Here is a 17,969-nt window from a genome sequence, read left to right as displayed (position 1 = left end):
CGCCGTGACGGGCCCGCCGACGACGTGTGTCCGCGGTCAGTCGCGACCCTGGTCACAGGGACGTGTCTTGGTCCCCGACCGTGGGGCCGTGGTAGAAGGTCGCGGTCCGCTCCGCCCGCGGTACCACGGGGTAGGTGGGCAGCTCCTCCAGGGACAGCTCTTTGCCCACCACCTCACTCAGGTGCCTGATCTGCTCGCGCAGCTTGCCCTTCACGTTCCTCCGCAGCTTGGGGAGCATCGCGTAGAGCTTGTCGCCGGGGCAGCCCGTCGCGTTGTAGTCGCGGTGCCCGACGATCGCATCGTCCGGGTCCAACCGGTACACCAGGCACAACCAGGTGCAGGTGTCCACCAGCGAGTCCATCAGGGTGCCCGGCGGGGCCGCCGAGGTGTAGGTGCCCTCGTTCTCGATCCCGAGCGTGTGTCTGTTGTGGTTGGCGGTGTGCGCGCCGACCACGTGGTGCCCGGCGCCGATGGCCCGCAGGCTCTGGTCGCGGCCCTCCATGATGTGCCCGCCCCGGCTGATGGTGAGCTGCTGCCCGGTGTCACTCCACCCGTTGCTGTCCATGTGGTAGCGCTGGATGGAGCGCGACAGCGCCGCGGCGTGCGAGGCCGAGGTGTCGGACGAGTTCGCCGTGGCGGTGTGGTGCACGACGATGTGCGTGGGACCCCGGCCCAAGACCTCGATCTTGTTCTTCGGATTGCGGGCGCCCCAGTCGGAGCGCGTGTACACCTTGGGCTTGGCGGCCGCGAAGGCCCCGTCCGGCGTGGAGATCTCCATCATCCCGCCGAGGATCACTCCTCCGGCGGCGAAGGCGGTCGCGCGCAGGGCGGTCCTGCGGTCCACCTGTGTGTGTCGGCCCGACTCGTCTCTTCTTTCCTCGTTCATCGGTCTGCCGTCCTCTCCGTGCGGGGTGGCGCAACATACGACACCAACACAGAGAACACGATAGATTACAAAGGGTGATCAAAGGGTTGCTTGGACGGTCAGGCGTGTCAGGAAGTATCCCACTTCGTGGAAGTGGATCCCGGTAGTGAGGAGGCCAGGAAGGGGAGGGAGACCAAGGGAGGCCGAAAACAGCGAGGCCCCGCCCCTTCCGGAGAAGAGGCGGGGCCCGACGCGTCCGGTGCCCGAATCAGGCGCCGACCACGTCCAGCTTGATCGTCGCGGAGACCTCAGGGTGCAGGCGAACCTGGACCTTGTGGCTTCCGACCGACTTGATCGGGTTCTTGACCTCGATCCTGCGCTTGTCCAGCTCGGGACCGCCGGTCGCCTTGACGGCGTCGGCGATGTCCGCGGGCGTGACCGAGCCGAACAGGCGGCCGCCCTCGCCGGCGCGCTGCTTGAGGCGCACGGTGAGCGCGTTGACCCGGCCCGCGACCTGCTGGGCCTCGTCCAGGCTGCGGATGTCACGCGCGGAACGCGCGCGCCGGATCAGGTCGATCTGCTTCTGACCGCCACGCGTCCACCGAATGGCGAACCCGCGGGGCAGCAGGTAGTTGCGGCCGTAACCGTTCTTCACCTCGACGACATCGCCGGGGGCTCCGAGACCGTTGACCTCGTGGGTCAAAATCAGCTTCACGACAAAAACCTCCCTCGATATCGCCGTTAGCGAGCGCTGCTGGTGTAGGGCAGCAGTGCCACCTCGCGCGCGTTCTTGATCGCGGTCGCGACGTCGCGCTGGTGCTGGGTGCAGTTACCCGTGACACGGCGAGCACGGATCTTGCCGCGCTCGGAGATGAACTTGCGGAGAAGCGTGGTGTCCTTGTAGTCGATGTAGGACTGCTTCTCCTGGCAGAAGAGGCAAACCTTCTTCTTGGGCTTGCGCGCTGCCGGCTTCGCCATCGTGGTGCTCCTTCGCAAGAGCCCCGGGGTCCTCCCGGGGATGGGCTGGGACATGTGGAAAACGGCCTGGCGCCTCGGGGCGCCGGACCGGGTACTACTGGCCGACTAGAACGGGGGCTCGTCGGAGAAGCCCCCGCCGCCGCCACCGAAACCGCCGCCGTTGGTTGCCCACGGATCCTCGGCCGGGGCACCACCGCGGCCGCCGCCCTGCGGGCCGCCGAAGCCGCCGCCCTGGGGCTGGCCACCGCCGAAGCCGCCGCCCTGGGGCTGGCCGCCACCGAAGCCGCCGCTCTGCGGGCCGCCGAAGCCGCCACCCTGACGCGGGGTCTTGGTCACCTTGGCGGTGGCGCTGCGCAGGGCCGGACCGACCTCGTCGACGTCGATCTCGTAGACGGTCCGCTTCTCACCCTCGCGGGTCTCGTACGAGCGCTGCTTCAGACGGCCCTGCACGATGACGCGCATGCCGCGCTGGAGGCTCTCGGCCACGTTCTCCGCGTACTGCCGCCAGACGGTGCAGGTGAGGAACATGGACTCGCCGTCCTTCCACTCCCCCGACTGGCGGTCGAAGGTGCGAGGCGTCGAGGCCACACGGAAGTTGGCGACCGCGGCTCCACTGGGCGTGAAGCGCAGTTCAGGGTCGTCGACCAGGTTGCCGACGAGCGTGATCTGGGTTTCGCCTGCCATGGATGGGCTCCGGTTCGAGGTAGTCGGATCAGACGGTTTCGCCTGCTCCCCCGATCATCCGTGTCACCGATGACATAAACGAACGGGACGGGGGTGCGAAGCGGTGTCGCCTCAGTGGACCTCGGGGCGGAGCACCTTGGTGCGGAGCACGGCCTCGGCGATACCGAGCTGGCGGTCCAGCTCCTTGACCGTGGTGGTCTCGGCGGTCAGGTCGATCACCGCGTAGATGCCCTCGGAGTTCTTGTCGATGTCGTAGGCCAAGCGGCGCTTGCCCCAGATGTCGACCTTCTCGACCGAGCCGCCGTCGTTGCGGACGACGCCCAGGAAGTTCTCCAGCGACGGAGCGACGGTGCGCTCGTCGAGGTTGGGGTCGAGGATGATCATGATTTCGTAACGACGCATAGGCGTACGTTCCTCCTCTGGACTGTTGCGGCCATGGAATCTCCATGGCAGGAGGGCAGGAGCCCGCCGGTGTGCACCGCGCCCTCAGCGGGTGTCAGCGGGCTCAGAGCCATACGAGAGCCAAGATTACCAGCAGCCGCGTACCCCCCGGTGCCGCCTGTGGAAACCCCCGGCACGCACAAGGGGGCCGGCGCGCTCTCGCGCACCGGCCCCCGCCCGTCTCACCGGGGACCGCGTCAGTCCTCTCGGCTCAGGACGACCATCCTGTTGGCCCCGCCGCCGTCGGCGTCACTCCGCCCCCACGGGAAGGAGCCCTCGCCTTCCTCCGTGGACTCCTCCTCCGAGGTCTCCTCGTCCGTGGGCGAGTCGTCCGCGCAGTGCTCGGGCTGGTCGGGACCGCGGCACTCCTCCGGGTCACCGGGACCCGAGCTCTGCTCGCACTCCGGGTCCAGGAGCACGTTGCACTCGTCCGCGGGCGGCTCCTCCTCGTCCTCGCACTCCGGACCGCGCTGGTCCCGTGGATCGCACTCCTCCTCGGTCTCGGACGGCTCGTCGGAGGGCTCCTCCTCGGTGGCCTCGTCGGAGGGCTCGTCACTCGGACTCTCGGAGGGCAGGAAGCGCTGGTCCGTACCGACCCGCTGGGCCGGCGGGAACTGCTGCTGCTCCACGCCGTCCATGGCCACCGTCATGAACTCGCGCCAGACGTTGGCCGAGGTGGTGCCACCGAAGATCTCACCCGCGGGCTGGCCCTCGAACTCCAGGGCCACGTTGGCGTCCTCCCGGCTCAGGCTGACCGCCGCGACCAGCTGCGGCGTGTATCCCACGAACCACGCGGAGACGGCGTCACTGGAGGTACCGGTCTTGCCCGCGACGGGGCGCCCGTCGGGCAGCGCGGCGTTGGAGCCACCGCCGCCGTCGACCACCTGGGTCATGGCGTAGGTGACGTCGGACGCGACGCCGGCGGAGACCACCTCGGTACCGTCCTGCAACTCGTCCTCGTCGTCGGGGGGGACGATCTCGCCGTCGGCCCTCCGCAGCTCCGTGACCATGTGCGCCGGGTAGTGCGTCCCCCCGGCCGCGAAGGTCGAGTAGCCGGTGGCCTGGTCCAGCGTGGTCACCTGGTGGGTGCCCAGCGCGACCAGCGGCCCCTGCGCGGACGTAGTGGTCTGCTCCTCGTCCACGCCGGCCCTGACCGCCAGGTCGTCCACCGTGGCCGGACCCAGCTCCACCGCCAGCCTCACGAAGGGGGTGTTGATCGAGTCCGCGGTGGACTGGACCAGGTTGACCTCGTCGTAGCTGGCGCCGCCCGCGTTCCTGACCTCTTCCTGGAGGTTCGGAAAGTTCTGCGGTGAGGAGCCGTCGAACCTGCTCTCCAGGCTGATGTCGTTGCTGAGCGCGGTGGCGAGCACGTAGGGCTTGTACGACGAACCCGCCTGTGTGCGGTGGGACAGCGAGTTGTTGTAGTCCACGGCCACGCCGTCGCCCCCGTGGAAGGCGACGATCTCCCCCGTGGTGGGTTCGACGGCGGTCAGGCCCTTCATCGTGTCGTCGGGGGTGGTCGGCAGGACGTCGAAGGCTCCGCGCGCGGCGTCCATGAGGTCGGGGTCCAGCGAGGTCTCCACGACGAAGCCCTTGGTGGCGATGTCCGCGTCGGTGATGCCCGCCTCGCTGTAGCGCTCAGTGATCTCGTTGAGGACGGCGTCGCGGACGTAGCCGTACTTGGGGTCGTCCTCCCCCTCCACCTCTTCGGTGCCGTACGGGATGAGTTCGGGGATCTCCAGGGCCTCGGCCTCGGCCCTGGGCAGGCCGCGGGAGGAGTCCTCCTCGTTCATGAGCGCGAGCTGCTCCTGCATGTAGGGCCAGCGCTCCTCCTTCAGGTACTTCTCGGTCCAGGGGCCCATGTCGCCCTCGAAGTTGCTGGGCATCTGGATGATGAGGCCGAGGAAGGCACCCTCCGCGGCGTCCAGCTCGCCCACGTTCTTGTCGAAGTAGGCCTGGGCGGCCATCTCGATACCCGAGGCGCCACGGCCGAAGTAGATCGTGTTGAGGTAGGTCGTGAGGATCTTGTCGCGGTCCATCTGCTGGTTGAGCTTGATGGCGATGAAGATCTCGCGGACCTTGCGGACGATCTGGTTGTCCGAGTCCAGGTCGCTGTAGTAGTTGCGGGCCATCTGCTGGGTGATGGTGGAACCGCCGCCCGCCTCGCCTCCCGAGAGGGCTGCGCGTGCGATACCGGCGATGTTGACACCGGGGTCGGTGTAGAAGGTGCGCTGCTCGGCGGCGAGCACGCCGTTGATGACCTCGGGGGGAATGTCTTCGCGCTCGACCTCGATGCGTTTGACCTCGCCCGTGGTGACCGCGACCTCGGACTCCTCGTCGCCCTCCGCGGCCCACATGATCTGGGTGGCGGAGCTCTGGTTCTCCGTCTTGGCGTTCAGATCGCCGACGTCGGGGGCCTGGGCGTACAGGATCGCGAAGGCGGCCACACCACCGATGATCATCAGGCCGCAGGCCGCCAGGACGGGCTTCCAGGCCTTGGACAGGAAGCGCTTGAACCACGGGCGGTCGTCCGGCTCCTCCCCTCGGGAACGGCGGCGGCCGCCGCCACCGCCCCTGCCTCCGCCGCTGCCCGCGGCACGGGTACCGCGCCCCGGGCGGCGGCCCTCGGAGCGTGCTGCGTTCTCACGGTCGCGGGGGTCGCGCGGGCCGTTGCCCGCCGCCCTGCGGCGGCCGCGGGGGTCCTCGTCCGGGCGGCGGCGGGGGCGCTGGCCGTCCTGGGGACGTCTGGGGCGCTCGCCCTCGGGGCGACGACGGGGCCGGTCACCGTCCTGGGGGCGCCTGGGGCGCTCGCCCTCGGGGCGACGACGGGGGCGGTCGCCGTCCTCCGGGCGGCGGCGCTGCCTCTCCGGGCCGCGCGGAGGCTCACCGTCGGAGCGACGGCGGGCACCACGCCCCTCGGAGCGCGCCTCCTGTTCCGGGGGGCGCCTGCGCCGCGGGCGCTCGGGGCCCGCGCCCTCCCCTCGGACACCGCCTTCGGCGCCCGCGCGTCGGCGTCCTCCGGAACGCTCGTCCCGGGCCGGGCCGTCAGCCCGGCGTTGTCCGCCGCTGCCGCGTGGACCGTCGACCGGGCCCTCGGCCCGGCGACGGCCGCCGTCGGCGTTCCGTCGTCGTTCGGTACTCACGTGGTCCTCGATTGCCTCTCACGGCCGGTCGGCCTGACGATTCCTTGGTGGAAACGGGGGGACGGTCCCCCTGGGGGATCGGTGGTCCGCGACCTGTTCTCGCGGTGACCGGCGTGGAGCGGCCCTGGGGAGCCGCGTCCACCGTTCTGCCTGATCGTTCAAGGCTTGATAAAGGACGCCCGAGGGCGGGCGGGGGTTTTCAACAGGTCGCGAAGACGTTAGCCGCTTCTTCCTCCTGGTCGTTGGCCTGCGGGAGCACAGCCCTCGTCGGTACTCCGTGCCGACGGAAACGCCACCCGCGGCAGGGGCTTGGTTCGGGGGCTCTACCGGCTACGCACGCAAATCACAGGTCACGTTAGAGCGATCGAACGGTATAGCACAACCCACGCGCGAGGTTATCGCGCATCATGGGACACCTGGTCATGTTTGACCGGTAACCGCCCGTAGTGCCAGTTCGGGACGGAGAAACCGGGCACCAACAGGCGGGACAGGGCGAACTCCCGTTCGAGAGCGGAGTCGGATTCGGGCGGGCGGGGGCGAGCGGGTGAGATTTTCCCCGCAGTATCCCGGGGTACACCACCGGCCACCGGCACGGCGTGCCCGCCCGACCCCGCGTGTCAGTGGTCTGACATGCGGAGCCGCCGATGGGCAGGGATAGAGTCAGACCTGAACAAAACAGCCAGACATGCACGTTCCCCCCTGCGGTCCCCGGGCAGGTAAAAGGAACCGCGCCGAAAACGCCCCCGAGGGCGGTGGTGGAGGGTGACGGGGAAGAGGAACCGCGCCGAAGGCGTCCGTTGAGGGCGGTGGAGGACGACAGGTCAGGGAGACCGCGCCGAAGGCGCCCTTTCGGGGGCGGTGGAGGACGACAGGGGAAAAACCGCGCCGAAGGCGCCCGTTGGAGGGCGGTGGAGGGCGACGGGTGGGAACAGAAACGTCGTGTGCGCTGCTGACCACATACGGGAAGCGAACGCGGGACGACGAGACCCGTACCGCCATCGGCGCGGAACCCGTCGTCGCGCGCCGTGGAATCCATGTTCGCGAAGAAGAAGGAGCAAGGACCAATGGGTTCGGTACGTGTAGCCGTCGTGGGCGTCGGCAACTGTGCGGCGTCGCTCGTCCAGGGCGTGCACTACTACAAGGACGCCAACCCCGAGTCCCGGGTACCCGGCCTTATGCATGTGCAGTTCGGCCCGTACCACGTGAGTGACATCGAGTTCGTCGCTGCCTTCGACGTGGACGCCAAAAAGGTCGGACACGACCTGGCCGACGCCATCAAGGCCAGTGAGAACAACACCATCAAGATCTGCGACGTGCCACCGACCGGCGTCACGGTCATGCGCGGTCCGACCCATGACGGTCTCGGCAAGTACTACCGCGAGATCATCCAGGAGTCCCCCGAGGACGCGGTGGACGTGGTCGCCGCCCTCAAGGCCAGCGAGGCCGACGTTCTCGTGTCCTATCTCCCGGTGGGCTCGGAGGAGGCCGACAAGTTCTACGCCCAGTGCGCGATCGACGCGGGCGTCGCCTTCGTCAACGCCCTGCCGGTGTTCATCGCCTCCGACCCCGAGTGGGCCGAGAAGTTCACCCGCGCCGGTGTGCCGATCGTCGGCGACGACATCAAGTCGCAGATCGGCGCGACCATCACCCACCGCGTGCTCTCCAAGCTGTTCGAGGACCGCGGTGTGATCGTGGACCGCACGTACCAGCTCAACTTCGGCGGCAACATGGACTTCAAGAACATGTTGGAGCGGGAGCGCCTGGAGTCCAAGAAGATCTCCAAGACGCAGTCGGTCACCTCCCAGATCCCGCACGAGTTGAACGCGGGCGCGGTGCACATCGGCCCGTCGGACCACGTGCCGTGGCTGGACGACCGCAAGTGGGCCTACATCCGCCTGGAGGGCCGCGCGTTCGGTGACGTGCCGCTGAACCTGGAGTACAAGCTGGAGGTCTGGGACTCCCCCAACTCCGCGGGGATCATCATCGACGCGGTCCGCGCGGCGAAGATCGCCAAGGACCGCGGGATCGGAGGCCCGCTCCTGGAGCCGTCCTCGTACTTCATGAAGTCCCCGCCCGTGCAGTACAGCGACACCGAGGCACACGCCGAGGTCGAGAGCTTCATCGCGGGCCGGTAGCGCGTCCGATGGGCGCGGCGGTCCCCGGACGTGGAGGATCGTGGACCGCCGCTGTCCGGGGCCGACGCGCCCCGGGCACGTTCTACTCTGGTGACGTGTCCTTCTTCGGCGATCTGCGCGCGGTCCTCCAGGGGGCCCGGTTCCGTCGGCTGTTCGGTACCCGGCTGGTCTCGCAGTTCTCCGACGGGGTCTACCAGGCCGGGCTGGCCGGCTTCGTCTTCTTCAACCCCGAGCAGCACACCAGTGCCGCGGCCGTCGCTGCGGCCTTCGCGGTGCTGCTCCTGCCGTTCTCGGTGGTGGCGCCGTTCGCCGGGGTCCTGATCGACCGGTGGCCCCGCCGCCAGGTCCTGTTGCTGTCCTCCCTGTCGAAGGCGGCGCTCGCGGCGGTGAGCGCGCTCCTGGTGGCGGGCGGCGAGGGCCCGGCCTTCTTCGCCGCCGCGCTCCTCGTGCTGAGCGTCAACCGCTTCTTCCTGTCCGGGCTGTCCGCCGGTCTGCCGTACGTGGTGCCCCGGGAGAAGCTGATGATGGCCAACGCGGTGACGCCGACCAGCGGCACCGCGGCAAGCTTCCTCGGCGCCGGAACGGGTGCCGCGATCGGGTTGCTCGGCGGAGACAGCACCCTGGGCACCGGGGCCATCCTGTTCGTCGCCGCGCTCGGCTTCGCCGGTGCCGCGCTGGTCTCCCTGACGCTGGGGTACCGGGAGCTGGGCCCGCACCTGGAGCGGGAGCCCGAGGAGGTCCGCACCGCCGTCGACGACGTGGTCCGGGGCATGGTGTCGGGGATGCGCCACATCTGGGCGCGTCCGGCCCCCCGGGACGCGCTGGCCACGATCGGCGGCCACCGGGTCCTGTTCGGGATCTCCACGCTGGTGACGCTGCTGCTGTACAACAACACGTTCACCGACGGAGGCGTGGCCGGACTGGCCGGTTTCTCGGTGGCGATGGGCCTGTCCGGGGCGGGGTTCCTCCTCGGCGCGGTGGCCACGCCGTGGGCGACCGCACGCACGACTCCGGGAACGTGGATCGCTCTGCAACTGGCGGCGGCGTCAGCGGTTCTGCTGGTGTTCGGACTGCCCTTCGACCCCGCGCTGTTCCCGGTGGCCGCGTTCGTGCTGGGGTTCGTCTCGCAGGGGGTGAAGGTCACGGTCGACACGTTGGTTCAGCGACATGTCGACGACGCGTTCCGTGGACGGGTGTTCTCGGTGTACGACGTGCTGTTCAACGCCACGTTCGTGCTGGGCGCGGCGCTGTCGGCCGTGCTGGTGCCGCCCTCGGGGACCAGCCCCGCGGTGGTCGCCGTGATGGCCGCCGCCTATCTGGCCATGGGCGCCGCCTGGGCCGCTCGGGAACGCCGCGCCCCCGAGCCCGAGGCGGAGCGGGAGTCGGCTTAGCGACCTGTCGACGGGGTGGCGGGTCGACAGGTCGCCCTGTCGACCCGCGGCACGGGGACCCGCTCCCGTACGCCGGCCCTCCTCACAGGTGCTCGGACGCCCAGGTCCGCAGTTCCCCGGCCGCGGCCTCCTTGCCCATCGGCCCGTTCTCCAGACGCAGTTCCAACAGGAAGCGGTACGCCCGGCCGACCACGGGCCCCGGCCCGACCCCCAGGATCTCCTGGATCTCGTTGCCGTCCAGGTCCGGGCGGACGCGGTCCATCTCCTCCTGCTCGGCGAGCTTCTCGATGCGCCGCTCGATGTCGTCGTAGGAGCGCGAGAGCGCCGCCGCCTTGCGCCGGTTGCGGGTGGTGCAGTCGGCCCTGGTGAGGATGTGCAGCCGCTCCAGCTGGGATCCGGCGTCGCGGGCGTAGCGGCGCACCGCGGAGTCGGTCCACTCTCCCCGGCCGTACCCGTGGAACCGCAGGTGCAGGCTGACCAGGGTGCTGACCTCGGACACCACGTCCTTGGGGAAGCGCAGCGCCGTCAGCCTCTTGCGGCTCATCGAGGCGCCCACCACCTCGTGGTGGTGGAAGGTCACCCGGCCGCCTGATTCGAAGGCGCGCGTCTTGGGCTTGCCGACGTCGTGGAGCAGAGCCGACAGGCGCAGCACCAGGTCGGGTCCGTGGCCCCGTTTCCGCTCCAGCTCGATGGCCTGGTCCAGGACCGTGAGCGAGTGTTCGTACACGTCCTTGTGCCGGTGGTGCTCGTCGATCTCCAGGCACAGCTTGGGGATCTCCGGCAGCACGTACTCGGCGATGCCCAGGTCCACCATCAGCTCGATACCGCGGCGCGGGTCCGGACTGAGCATCAGCTTGGTCAACTCGTCGCGCACGCGCTCGGCGGAGACGATGGACAGCCGGTCGGCCATGCTCCTGGCGGCCTCGACCACCTCGGGAGCCAGGGTGAAGCCGAGCTGGGCGGCGAAGCGAACCGCGCGCATGATGCGCAGCGGGTCGTCGCTGAAGGAGTCCTCCGGCCTGCCCGGGGTGCGCAGCACCCTCGCCCGCATGTCGGCCAAGCCGCCGAACGGGTCGGTGAACTCCAGGCCGGGCAGGCGCACCGCCATGGCGTTGACGGTGAAGTCGCGACGCAGCAGGTCGTCGTCGATCTCGGTGCCGTAGGCCACCTCGGGCTTGCGCGACTTGGGTGAGTAGGACTCGCTGCGGTAGGTGGTGATCTCCAGTTGGAGACCCTTCTTGCGCAGCCCCACGGTGCCGAAGTCGATGCCGACGGTCCACACGGCGTCGGCCCAGCCGTCCACGAGTTCCAGGATGCGCTGGGGCACCGCGTCGGTGGTCAGGTCGATGTCGTTGGACGGCCTGCCGAGGAGCGCGTCACGCACCGGCCCGCCGACGAGGGCGAGCTGCTGGCCGTGCGCGGCGAAGCGGTCGCCGAGCTCCTCCGAGACGGGGAGGGAGTCGGCCAACGCCGTGATCGCCGCCCGCTGCGCGCCGGTCAGCGCTCCCCCCTCCGGGGTGGCCTCGGCGTCCTGCTTCTGGACGGTGTCGCTCTCATGCGAAGACTCTGTGTTCGGCACACAACGAGAGTAGGCGGCGCTCACCGCAAACGGCGAATCGCTGCCACCGGTCGCAAGCACGCCGTACACGGCACCGGGGCGGCTCTGGTGGAGCACCACCGTTCGGTGAGAGGGTGGGCTCCCGCCACGCGCCACACCGCGGACCGACTCACGGCACAGGGGAGACGGTATCTTCGGGTGGAGTGGTAGGACGCCGCGGCTGCCCCGCGTCCACCCGTCCCGCGTACGCCGTGTGCGCCGTGCGGGCACTTCTCGACCGTCCCCTCCACCGCAGCCCCGGTGGGACGGCCACCTGGACCCGAATCAGGAAACCGGTCAAGCGTTGCGTCGATTCTCCTCCGCGACGGTGGTCATGGCCATGGCCACCGCGCTGTTCCCGATAACGGCCACGCCCGCGCACGCGGAGCCCGAGCACGACGGGCCGGCGGAGCCGCTCGTCGTCGAGCGCATCACTCCGGACGCCGTCAGCGAGGAGAGCACCCTGCGGGTCACGGGCGAGGTGACCAACACCACTGACGAGGACCTTCACGGCGTCAGCGTACGGATCCGCTACTCGCGGCACCCCTTCACCGAACGCGACGAGCTGGACGGGTTCGCCTCGGGCGAGGGCTGGCAGCCCGACGCCTCCGGGCCGGACGAGGACGTCGCCGAGGAGATGCCGCCCGAGGCCGGCGAGGAGTACTCCCTGAGCGTGCCGGTCGAGGACCTCGGCCTGGACTCCTACGGCGTGTACCCCCTGGTCGTCGAGGCGGTGGACGATGACGGGGACGTCGTCGGCGCTCAGTACACCTTCCTGCCCTACACGGGCGGGGAGGACGACGACGTGCCCTCCGTCGACGTCGCCTGGACGTGGCCGCTGATGGCACGGCCCCAGCGCGCGGACGAGGACACCTTCCTCAGCGACGACCTGCACGGGTCCGTCACCGCCGACGGCCGCCTGGGCCGCCTGTTGGCCGCGGGCGCGCAGAGGCCCCTGTCCTTCGAGGCCGGTGACGAGGACCTGGCTGAGGTACTCGGCCTCAACGAGGACCCCGAGGAGCCGCCCGAGGGCGGCGACGCCACCGCGGAGGAGACCGCCGACCCCCTGCCCACCGAGGAGGCCGCCGAGGACGGGGACGGGGACGAGGAGGAGTCGGAGGGCACCGGCCGCACCGAGGGCGTTCCCGTCACCTGGACGGTCGACCCCAGCACGCTCGACGACGTCCTCCGCATGGCCCGCTCCGGGCACGAGGTCCTGGAGGAGCTCCCCGACGTGCCCACCGAGGACGGTCCCGTCCGAAGCGACGCCGAGGTGAGCGAGGCCGCCCAGGTGTGGCTGCGCGAGGCCCGCCACGTGCTGGCCGCCGACACCGTGGTGGCCACCCCATACGCCAACGCCGACCTGGCCGCCCTGCTGCACAACGGCATGGACGCCGACGCCGAGGCGTCCCTCCGGATCGGCCAGGAGGCGGTCCTGCGGGCACTGGCCCTGGAGGCGGACGAGACCTTCGCCTTGCCCGCGAACGGGCTGATGGACGAAAGCGTCCGCGAACTGCTCAGCACGCACGGCGCCACCCGTTTCCTGCTGGACGAGGACGCCGTTCCCGCGGTCTCCTGGCTGTCCACGACCCCCAGCGCGCAGGCCCCGCTGCCCGCGCCGGAGTCCGGGACCGACGAGGAGCAGTTCGCGCTGGTCCCCGACTCCGGGATCACCGACGTGCTGTCCATGCCGACGTGGGGGCCCGGCCAGTCCGAGCTGGCCCTCCAGCGCTTCGCCGCCGAGACCGCGATGATCGCGGGTGAGGACGCCGGGGACGACCGGGCGGTCGTCGCCGCACCGGACCGGGGATGGGACCCCAGCCCGGAGTTCGCTCAGGGTGTACTGGACGCCTCCGAGGACCTGCCCTGGCTGTCCCCGGAGCGGTTGGACGCGATCGAGCCGCCCGCGCCCGAGGAGCGCGAGGAGACCCGCAGGCCCCTCACCTATCCCAGCAGCGCGCCGGAGGAGGAGCTCGGCTCCACCTACCTGGGCCAGGTCGAGGACGTGAGCCGGGACGTGCGCCTGTTCAACAGCGTCCTGGTCGGCGACAGCGACCCGTTCCGCCCGGCGCTGCTGCGCCTGGAGTCGGCGTACTGGCGGGACGAGGAGGCCCTGGCCGGCACGGTACGCTCCCTGGTCGGGACGGCGGTACAGGACCGCATGGACGACGTGCGGATCATCCCCGGTGAGCCGGTCACACTGGCCAGCCGCACCGGGACCACCGGCATCCTGGTCGCCAACGACCTGGAGGACGAGACCGTCGCCGTGCACCTGTCGGTGTTCTCGGAGAACTCCGAGCGGCTGAGCGTCGGCGAGTACGCCTACTCCTTCGAGATCCAACCCGGCGCCAAGACCACGGTGTACGTGCCGCTGACGGCGCGGATCAACGGCCGCACGGTCCTGAACGTGAGCTTGCAGAACGCCGAGGGTGAGCCGATCAGCAGCCAGGACACCGAGATACCGGTGAACGCCACCGGTCTGGGCACCCAGGCGCTGATGATCAGCGGTATCGGCCTGTTGATCCTGGTCGCCGCGCTGGCCCCGCGCGTGCTGCGCAAGTGGGCGCGTAAGAGGCGCTCCGGCGCCACCGGCTCGGAGGCTTCCGCCGAGGACGCCGAGCGGACCCCGGACGGCTCCCCGGCGGAGCCCGGGGACACCGGCCGGGACGGAGGCGCCTCGGAGTCCGAAGAGCCGGGCTCCGAGTCCCCGGACCCGGCCCCGCCGGTCCAGGACGACCAAGACTCCGCCGCGGCGCCCGAGGAGGACGGCGCGGAGCGGGACTCCGGCGGCAGGGGGAGGTGACCCCGCGCCCCCGGCTGACCGGTGGGTGACATGGCCCCTTACCGACAGGACACCATGTCGACATACCCGCACGTCTTCATGTCGGTACACGCCGCACGTGTATACGACCGCGGGCGCCGGACCACGGCACCGCGACCGGACATTCCCCAGTCGGACGAAAGGAACCCTGATCCACCGTGGTCACCGACTCTTCGAACGGCGGCGGGAACCACCGCCGTTCCCCCCATCCTGAGAACCCGCTCCCGGGTGAGAGCGCGGCCGGTGCCGGCCCCGGCTCCGCCGACGGTGCCGGGGCCGGTGCCGACGAGGGCTCCGGCCAGGGAACGGACTCCGGAGGCGGCATGATGCGTTCCAGCGCCATCATGGCCGTGGGCACCCTGGCCTCCCGGCTCACAGGGTTCGCCCGCACCATCGTGCTCGGCGCCGCCATCGGCACCCACCTGCTCGGTGACGCCTACCACACGGCGCACACGATCCCGTTCATCCTCAACGACCTGCTCATCGGCGGTCTGATGGCCAGCGTCATCATCCCGTTCCTGGTCAAGAGGCGCAAGCGTGACGCGGACGGCGGCAAGGCCACCGAGGACCGCCTGTTCACCACCACGGTGCTGGCACTGTTCGTCCTCACCGCGGTCGCGATCCTGGCCGCCGAGTTCCTCATCTGGATGTACGGCTCCCGGTTCACACCGGTCCAGTACGAGGCATCGGTCTACCTGGCGCGGTTCCTGCTCGCACAGATCTTCTTCGTCGGCCTGAGCGGCCTGCTTAGCGCCATGCTCAACACGCGGGGCAAGTTCGGCGCCGCCGTATGGGCACCCGTGCTGAACAACGTCGTCATCATGTGCATGGCTGGCGTGTTCCTGTGGGTGGCCGGTCCGGGCCGCACCCCCGAGACCGTCACCGACGGCCAGCTCACCCTGCTGGGCGCGGGCACGGCGGGCGGCATGGCGCTCCAGGCGCTGGTGCTGTTCGCGGCCCTGACCCGCACCGGATACCGCTGGCGCCCCCGCATGGACCTGCGCGGCTCCGGGCTCAGCGACGCCCTGCGCTCCGCCGGGTGGATGATGCTCTACACCCTCCTCACCCAGGCCGGGCTGTGGATCACCACCAACATCGCCAACGCCGCGAACGTGGAGAGCATCGAGCGAGGACTGGACGTCGGCGCGGGTATCAGCGCCTACAACCTGGCGTACCAGCTCTTCCAGCTGCCGTACGCGATCATCGCGGTCTCCCTCATCACCGTGCTGCTGCCCCGGATGAGCGCCCACGCCGACGACCGGGACTGGGACTCCGTGCGGTCGGACTTCTCCCGCACCCTGCGCGTATCGGCGTTCGTACTGGTGCCGACCGCGTTCGCGGTGGCGATGTTCGCCGAGCCGCTGTCCGTCCTGGCGTTCGCGCGCGGGTCCATCTCCGTGCAGGACGCGGCCAGTATCGGCCAGATCCTCGCGGTCATGTCGCTGGGCCTGGTGCCGTTCACCGTCTTCCAGCTGATGCTGCGCGTGTTCTTCGCCATGGGCGACACCCGCACCCCCGCGATGATCGGCCTGGCCAACCTGGCCGTTCACAGCTGCCTGGCCCTGGCGGCCTACCTGCTCCTCCCGCCGAACCTGGTGGTCGTGGGCGTGGCCGCGGGCTTCATGGTCTCGTTCCTGTCGGGCCTGACCATCGCGGGCCTGGTGCTGAGCCGGCGTATCGGAGGACTTGACGGAAAGCACATCATTGGCACAATGTTGCGCCTGCACCTGGCCGTCGTCCCGAGCATCGCGGCGGGCCTCGGCGTGCGTTGGGCCTTCGACTCCCACGTCGGCCCCGGCCTGGCCACCTACATCGGCGCCCCGCTCACCGGGTGCGTCCTCGGTGCGCTGCTCTTCCTCGGGTTCGCGCGGCTGTTGCGCGTTCCGGAGCTGAGCGCGGCGGTGGAGCTGATCCGCGGCCGCCTGCGCCGTTGATCCCGTACCGCGCTCCCCGGCCCTGACCTGCCGGGGACCGAAGCCGCCCGACCGAGATTAAGGACAGCTCGACGGTGTCCAGCGACCAATCCGAACAGGTGCCCCCCACGGAGCACGACCCCCGCCGACGGCACATGGTGATGCCGGAGGACGTGCTCGACACCTACGAGCGCGAGGACCCGGACACCGCTCCCGAGACGGGGCTGAGGACGCTCCGGGACCCCAGCGACATCGGTGACGTCGGCACCGCGGACCGCGCCGGCCTGGAGGACGGCGACGAGATCGGCGGCAGTTCCCACACCGCGCCGGGCAATATCGCCCGTTCCAGTGCGATCATGGCGCTGGGCACCGTCTTCTCCCGTGTGACGGGGTTCGTGCGCACCATCGTCCTGGCGGCGGCGATCGGCACCCAGCTGCTGGGGGACGCGTACCAGACGGCCGGCATGGTCCCGTACATGATCTACGACCTGCTCATCGGCGGGTTGCTGGCCAGCGTGTTCGTGCCGTTCCTGGTCAAGCGGCGCAAGCTGGACGCCGACGGTGGGAACGGGACCGAGCAGCGCCTGGTCACGCTGATGCTGCTGGCGCTGTTCGCGCTCACGCTGGTGTCGGTGCTGATCGCGGAGTGGTTCATCCGAATCTACGCGGGCGGCTTCTCCGGGGACCAGCACGAGGTCTCGGTCGTCCTGGCCCGGTACCTGGTCACGCAGATCTTCTTCATCGGCGCGAGCGGCCTGGCCAGCGCGATGCTCAACGCGCGCAACAGGTTCGGCGCCCCCATGTGGGCACCGGTACTGAACAACCTGGTCATCATCGGTGTCGGGGTGTGGTTCCTGAACCTGGCCGGACCGGGCCGGACCCCCGAGGGCGTGACCTCCGGCGAGCTGATGCTGCTGGGCCTGGGCACGGCCGCCGGACAGGTGGTCCAGGCCGCCGTCCTGGTGTGGGCGCTGGCCGCGGCGGGCTTCCGCTGGCGGCCACGCCTGGACCTGCGGGGCTCGGGCCTGGGCGAGGCGGCCAGCGCCGCCTCGTGGATGATGCTCTACATCGCCGTGGCCCAGCTGGGCGCTCTCGTGTCCACCAACGTGGCGACCCGGGCCGGGGCCCGCGCCGCCGAGTCGGGCATCGACTCCGGCGCTGGTATCGCCGCGTACAAGTTCGCGTCGATGCTGTTCCAGCTGCCGTACGCGGTCATCGCGGTCTCGGTGATCACCGCGCTGCTGCCGCGCATGAGCGAGCACGTCGCGGCGGGCCGCAAGGACCAGGTGCGCAGCGACTTCTCGCGCGGCTTCCGGTTGTCGTCGGTGCTGATCGTGCCGATCTCGGTCGCGATGATCGTCTTCGCCGTCCCGTTCTGCGTGCTGATCTACGCGCAGGGCAGCACGAGCGCGCAGGACGCGGAGGCGATCGGGCGGATCCTCATGGTCTTCTGCCTGATGCTGATCCCGTTCACGCTGTTCCAGCTCCAGATGCGCGTGTTCTACGCGCTGGGCGACACCCGGACCCCGGCCCTGGTGTCGATCCCCTCCGAGATCGCCCACGCGGCCACCGCGGTCGGCCTGTTGTTCCTCATGGAGCCGCAGCACATCGTGGTGTGGCTGCCCGTGCCCTACGGCCTGTACTACGTCATCGGTTCCGCCATCATGTGGTACCTGCTGCACCGGCGGCTGAACGGCCTGGACGGCCGCCGGACCGCGGCCACCCTGTTCAAACTGCACCTGGCGACCGTCCCGGCGGCGGTCTTCGGGGTGGCGATGCTCTACCTCTTCCAGGGCCTGCCGGGCGACGTCTGGCCGGGTCTGGCGTCGATGGCGGCGAGCGGTGTCGTCGGTGCGGTGCTGTTCGTGCTCGCCGCCAGATTCCTTAATGTGGTAGAAGTCACATCATTCATCGATTTGCTCAAGACACGGCTACGACGCCGCTGATCACCAGGAACAGACGAGGTTGGGTGGTCCTGTACGGGTACGCCCCGGAAGGCGA

Annotated in this window: 12 protein-coding genes; 5 read left to right on the top strand and 7 right to left on the bottom strand. The window is 70.1% G+C overall.

The genetic code is table 11. From position 1 onward, the window contains the following. Positions 1–52: 52 nt before the first annotated feature. From AC0T5L_RS10590 to AC0T5L_RS10565, 6 genes are all read right to left on the bottom strand, one after another. Positions 53–886, bottom strand: coding sequence for a peptidoglycan recognition protein family protein (locus tag AC0T5L_RS10590; protein WP_476165243.1), 834 nt, complete (start codon positions 884–886; stop codon positions 53–55). 247 nt (positions 887–1,133) lie between these two features. Continuing rightward, positions 1,134–1,580 carry a 50S ribosomal protein L9 gene (gene rplI / locus AC0T5L_RS10585; protein WP_476165242.1) on the bottom strand — a complete coding sequence of 149 codons (447 nt, stop codon included), beginning with the start codon at positions 1,578–1,580 and terminating at the stop codon, positions 1,134–1,136. 26 nt (positions 1,581–1,606) lie between these two features. Beyond that, positions 1,607–1,843, bottom strand: coding sequence for a 30S ribosomal protein S18 (rpsR, locus tag AC0T5L_RS10580; protein ID WP_017570272.1), 237 nt, complete (start codon positions 1,841–1,843; stop codon positions 1,607–1,609). A 105-nt stretch (positions 1,844–1,948) separates the two neighbouring features. Continuing rightward, positions 1,949–2,527 (bottom strand): single-stranded DNA-binding protein, encoded by a 579-nt coding sequence (locus AC0T5L_RS10575; RefSeq protein WP_476165241.1) that lies wholly within the window; start codon positions 2,525–2,527, stop codon positions 1,949–1,951. Positions 2,528–2,638: 111 nt separating this feature from the next. After that, entirely contained in the window at positions 2,639–2,929 is a 291-nt protein-coding gene (gene rpsF, locus AC0T5L_RS10570; RefSeq protein ID WP_476165240.1) for a 30S ribosomal protein S6, read from the bottom strand. 236 nt (positions 2,930–3,165) lie between these two features. Beyond that, positions 3,166–6,111, bottom strand: coding sequence for a transglycosylase domain-containing protein (locus AC0T5L_RS10565; RefSeq protein ID WP_476165239.1), 2,946 nt, complete (start codon positions 6,109–6,111; stop codon positions 3,166–3,168). Between the two features lie 1,064 nt (positions 6,112–7,175). On the opposite strand from AC0T5L_RS10565, the gene AC0T5L_RS10560 reads away from it, so the two are divergent. After that, the gene (locus AC0T5L_RS10560) at positions 7,176–8,246 is read left to right on the top strand and encodes an inositol-3-phosphate synthase (protein WP_476165238.1); all 1,071 of its coding nucleotides are present in this window, start codon (positions 7,176–7,178) and stop codon (positions 8,244–8,246) included. 95 nt (positions 8,247–8,341) lie between these two features. Next, the gene (locus AC0T5L_RS10555; RefSeq protein WP_476165237.1) at positions 8,342–9,637 is read left to right on the top strand and encodes an MFS transporter; all 1,296 of its coding nucleotides are present in this window, start codon (positions 8,342–8,344) and stop codon (positions 9,635–9,637) included. A gap of 82 nt (positions 9,638–9,719) precedes the next feature. Here the strand turns inward: AC0T5L_RS10555 and AC0T5L_RS10550 are convergent, their stop codons facing one another. After that, positions 9,720–11,216, bottom strand: a complete 1,497-nt coding sequence (locus AC0T5L_RS10550) for a CCA tRNA nucleotidyltransferase (protein ID WP_476165236.1) — start codon at positions 11,214–11,216, stop codon at positions 9,720–9,722. 352 nt (positions 11,217–11,568) lie between these two features. Between AC0T5L_RS10550 and AC0T5L_RS10545 the strand changes: the two genes are divergently transcribed. From AC0T5L_RS10545 to murJ (AC0T5L_RS10535), 3 genes are all read left to right on the top strand, one after another. Next, positions 11,569–14,037, top strand: coding sequence for a DUF6049 family protein (locus tag AC0T5L_RS10545; protein ID WP_476165419.1), 2,469 nt, complete (start codon positions 11,569–11,571; stop codon positions 14,035–14,037). 176 nt (positions 14,038–14,213) lie between these two features. Next, positions 14,214–15,989 carry a murein biosynthesis integral membrane protein MurJ gene (murJ, locus tag AC0T5L_RS10540; RefSeq protein WP_476165235.1) on the top strand — a complete coding sequence of 592 codons (1,776 nt, stop codon included), beginning with the start codon at positions 14,214–14,216 and terminating at the stop codon, positions 15,987–15,989. Positions 15,990–16,123: 134 nt separating this feature from the next. Continuing rightward, positions 16,124–17,914 carry a murein biosynthesis integral membrane protein MurJ gene (gene murJ, locus AC0T5L_RS10535; protein WP_476165418.1) on the top strand — a complete coding sequence of 597 codons (1,791 nt, stop codon included), beginning with the start codon at positions 16,124–16,126 and terminating at the stop codon, positions 17,912–17,914. Positions 17,915–17,969 lie beyond the last annotated feature (55 nt).

The organism is Nocardiopsis sp. TRM 82005 (assembly GCF_056312425.1).
The sequence above is the reverse complement of the archived record's forward strand: the minus strand, read 5'-3'. Positions and strand labels throughout refer to the sequence as shown.

Coding starts and splice junctions, on each gene's coding strand:
- AC0T5L_RS10590 (WP_476165243.1), bottom strand. CDS start 886: ATGAACGAGGAAAGAAGAGACGAGTCGGGCCGACACACACAGGTGGAC.
- rpsR (WP_017570272.1), bottom strand. CDS start 1,843: ATGGCGAAGCCGGCAGCGCGCAAGCCCAAGAAGAAGGTTTGCCTCTTC.
- AC0T5L_RS10575 (WP_476165241.1), bottom strand. CDS start 2,527: ATGGCAGGCGAAACCCAGATCACGCTCGTCGGCAACCTGGTCGACGAC.
- rpsF (WP_476165240.1), bottom strand. CDS start 2,929: ATGCGTCGTTACGAAATCATGATCATCCTCGACCCCAACCTCGACGAG.
- AC0T5L_RS10560 (WP_476165238.1), top strand. CDS start 7,176: ATGGGTTCGGTACGTGTAGCCGTCGTGGGCGTCGGCAACTGTGCGGCG.
- AC0T5L_RS10545 (WP_476165419.1), top strand. CDS start 11,569: ATGGCCATGGCCACCGCGCTGTTCCCGATAACGGCCACGCCCGCGCAC.
- murJ (WP_476165418.1), top strand. CDS start 16,124: ATGGTGATGCCGGAGGACGTGCTCGACACCTACGAGCGCGAGGACCCG.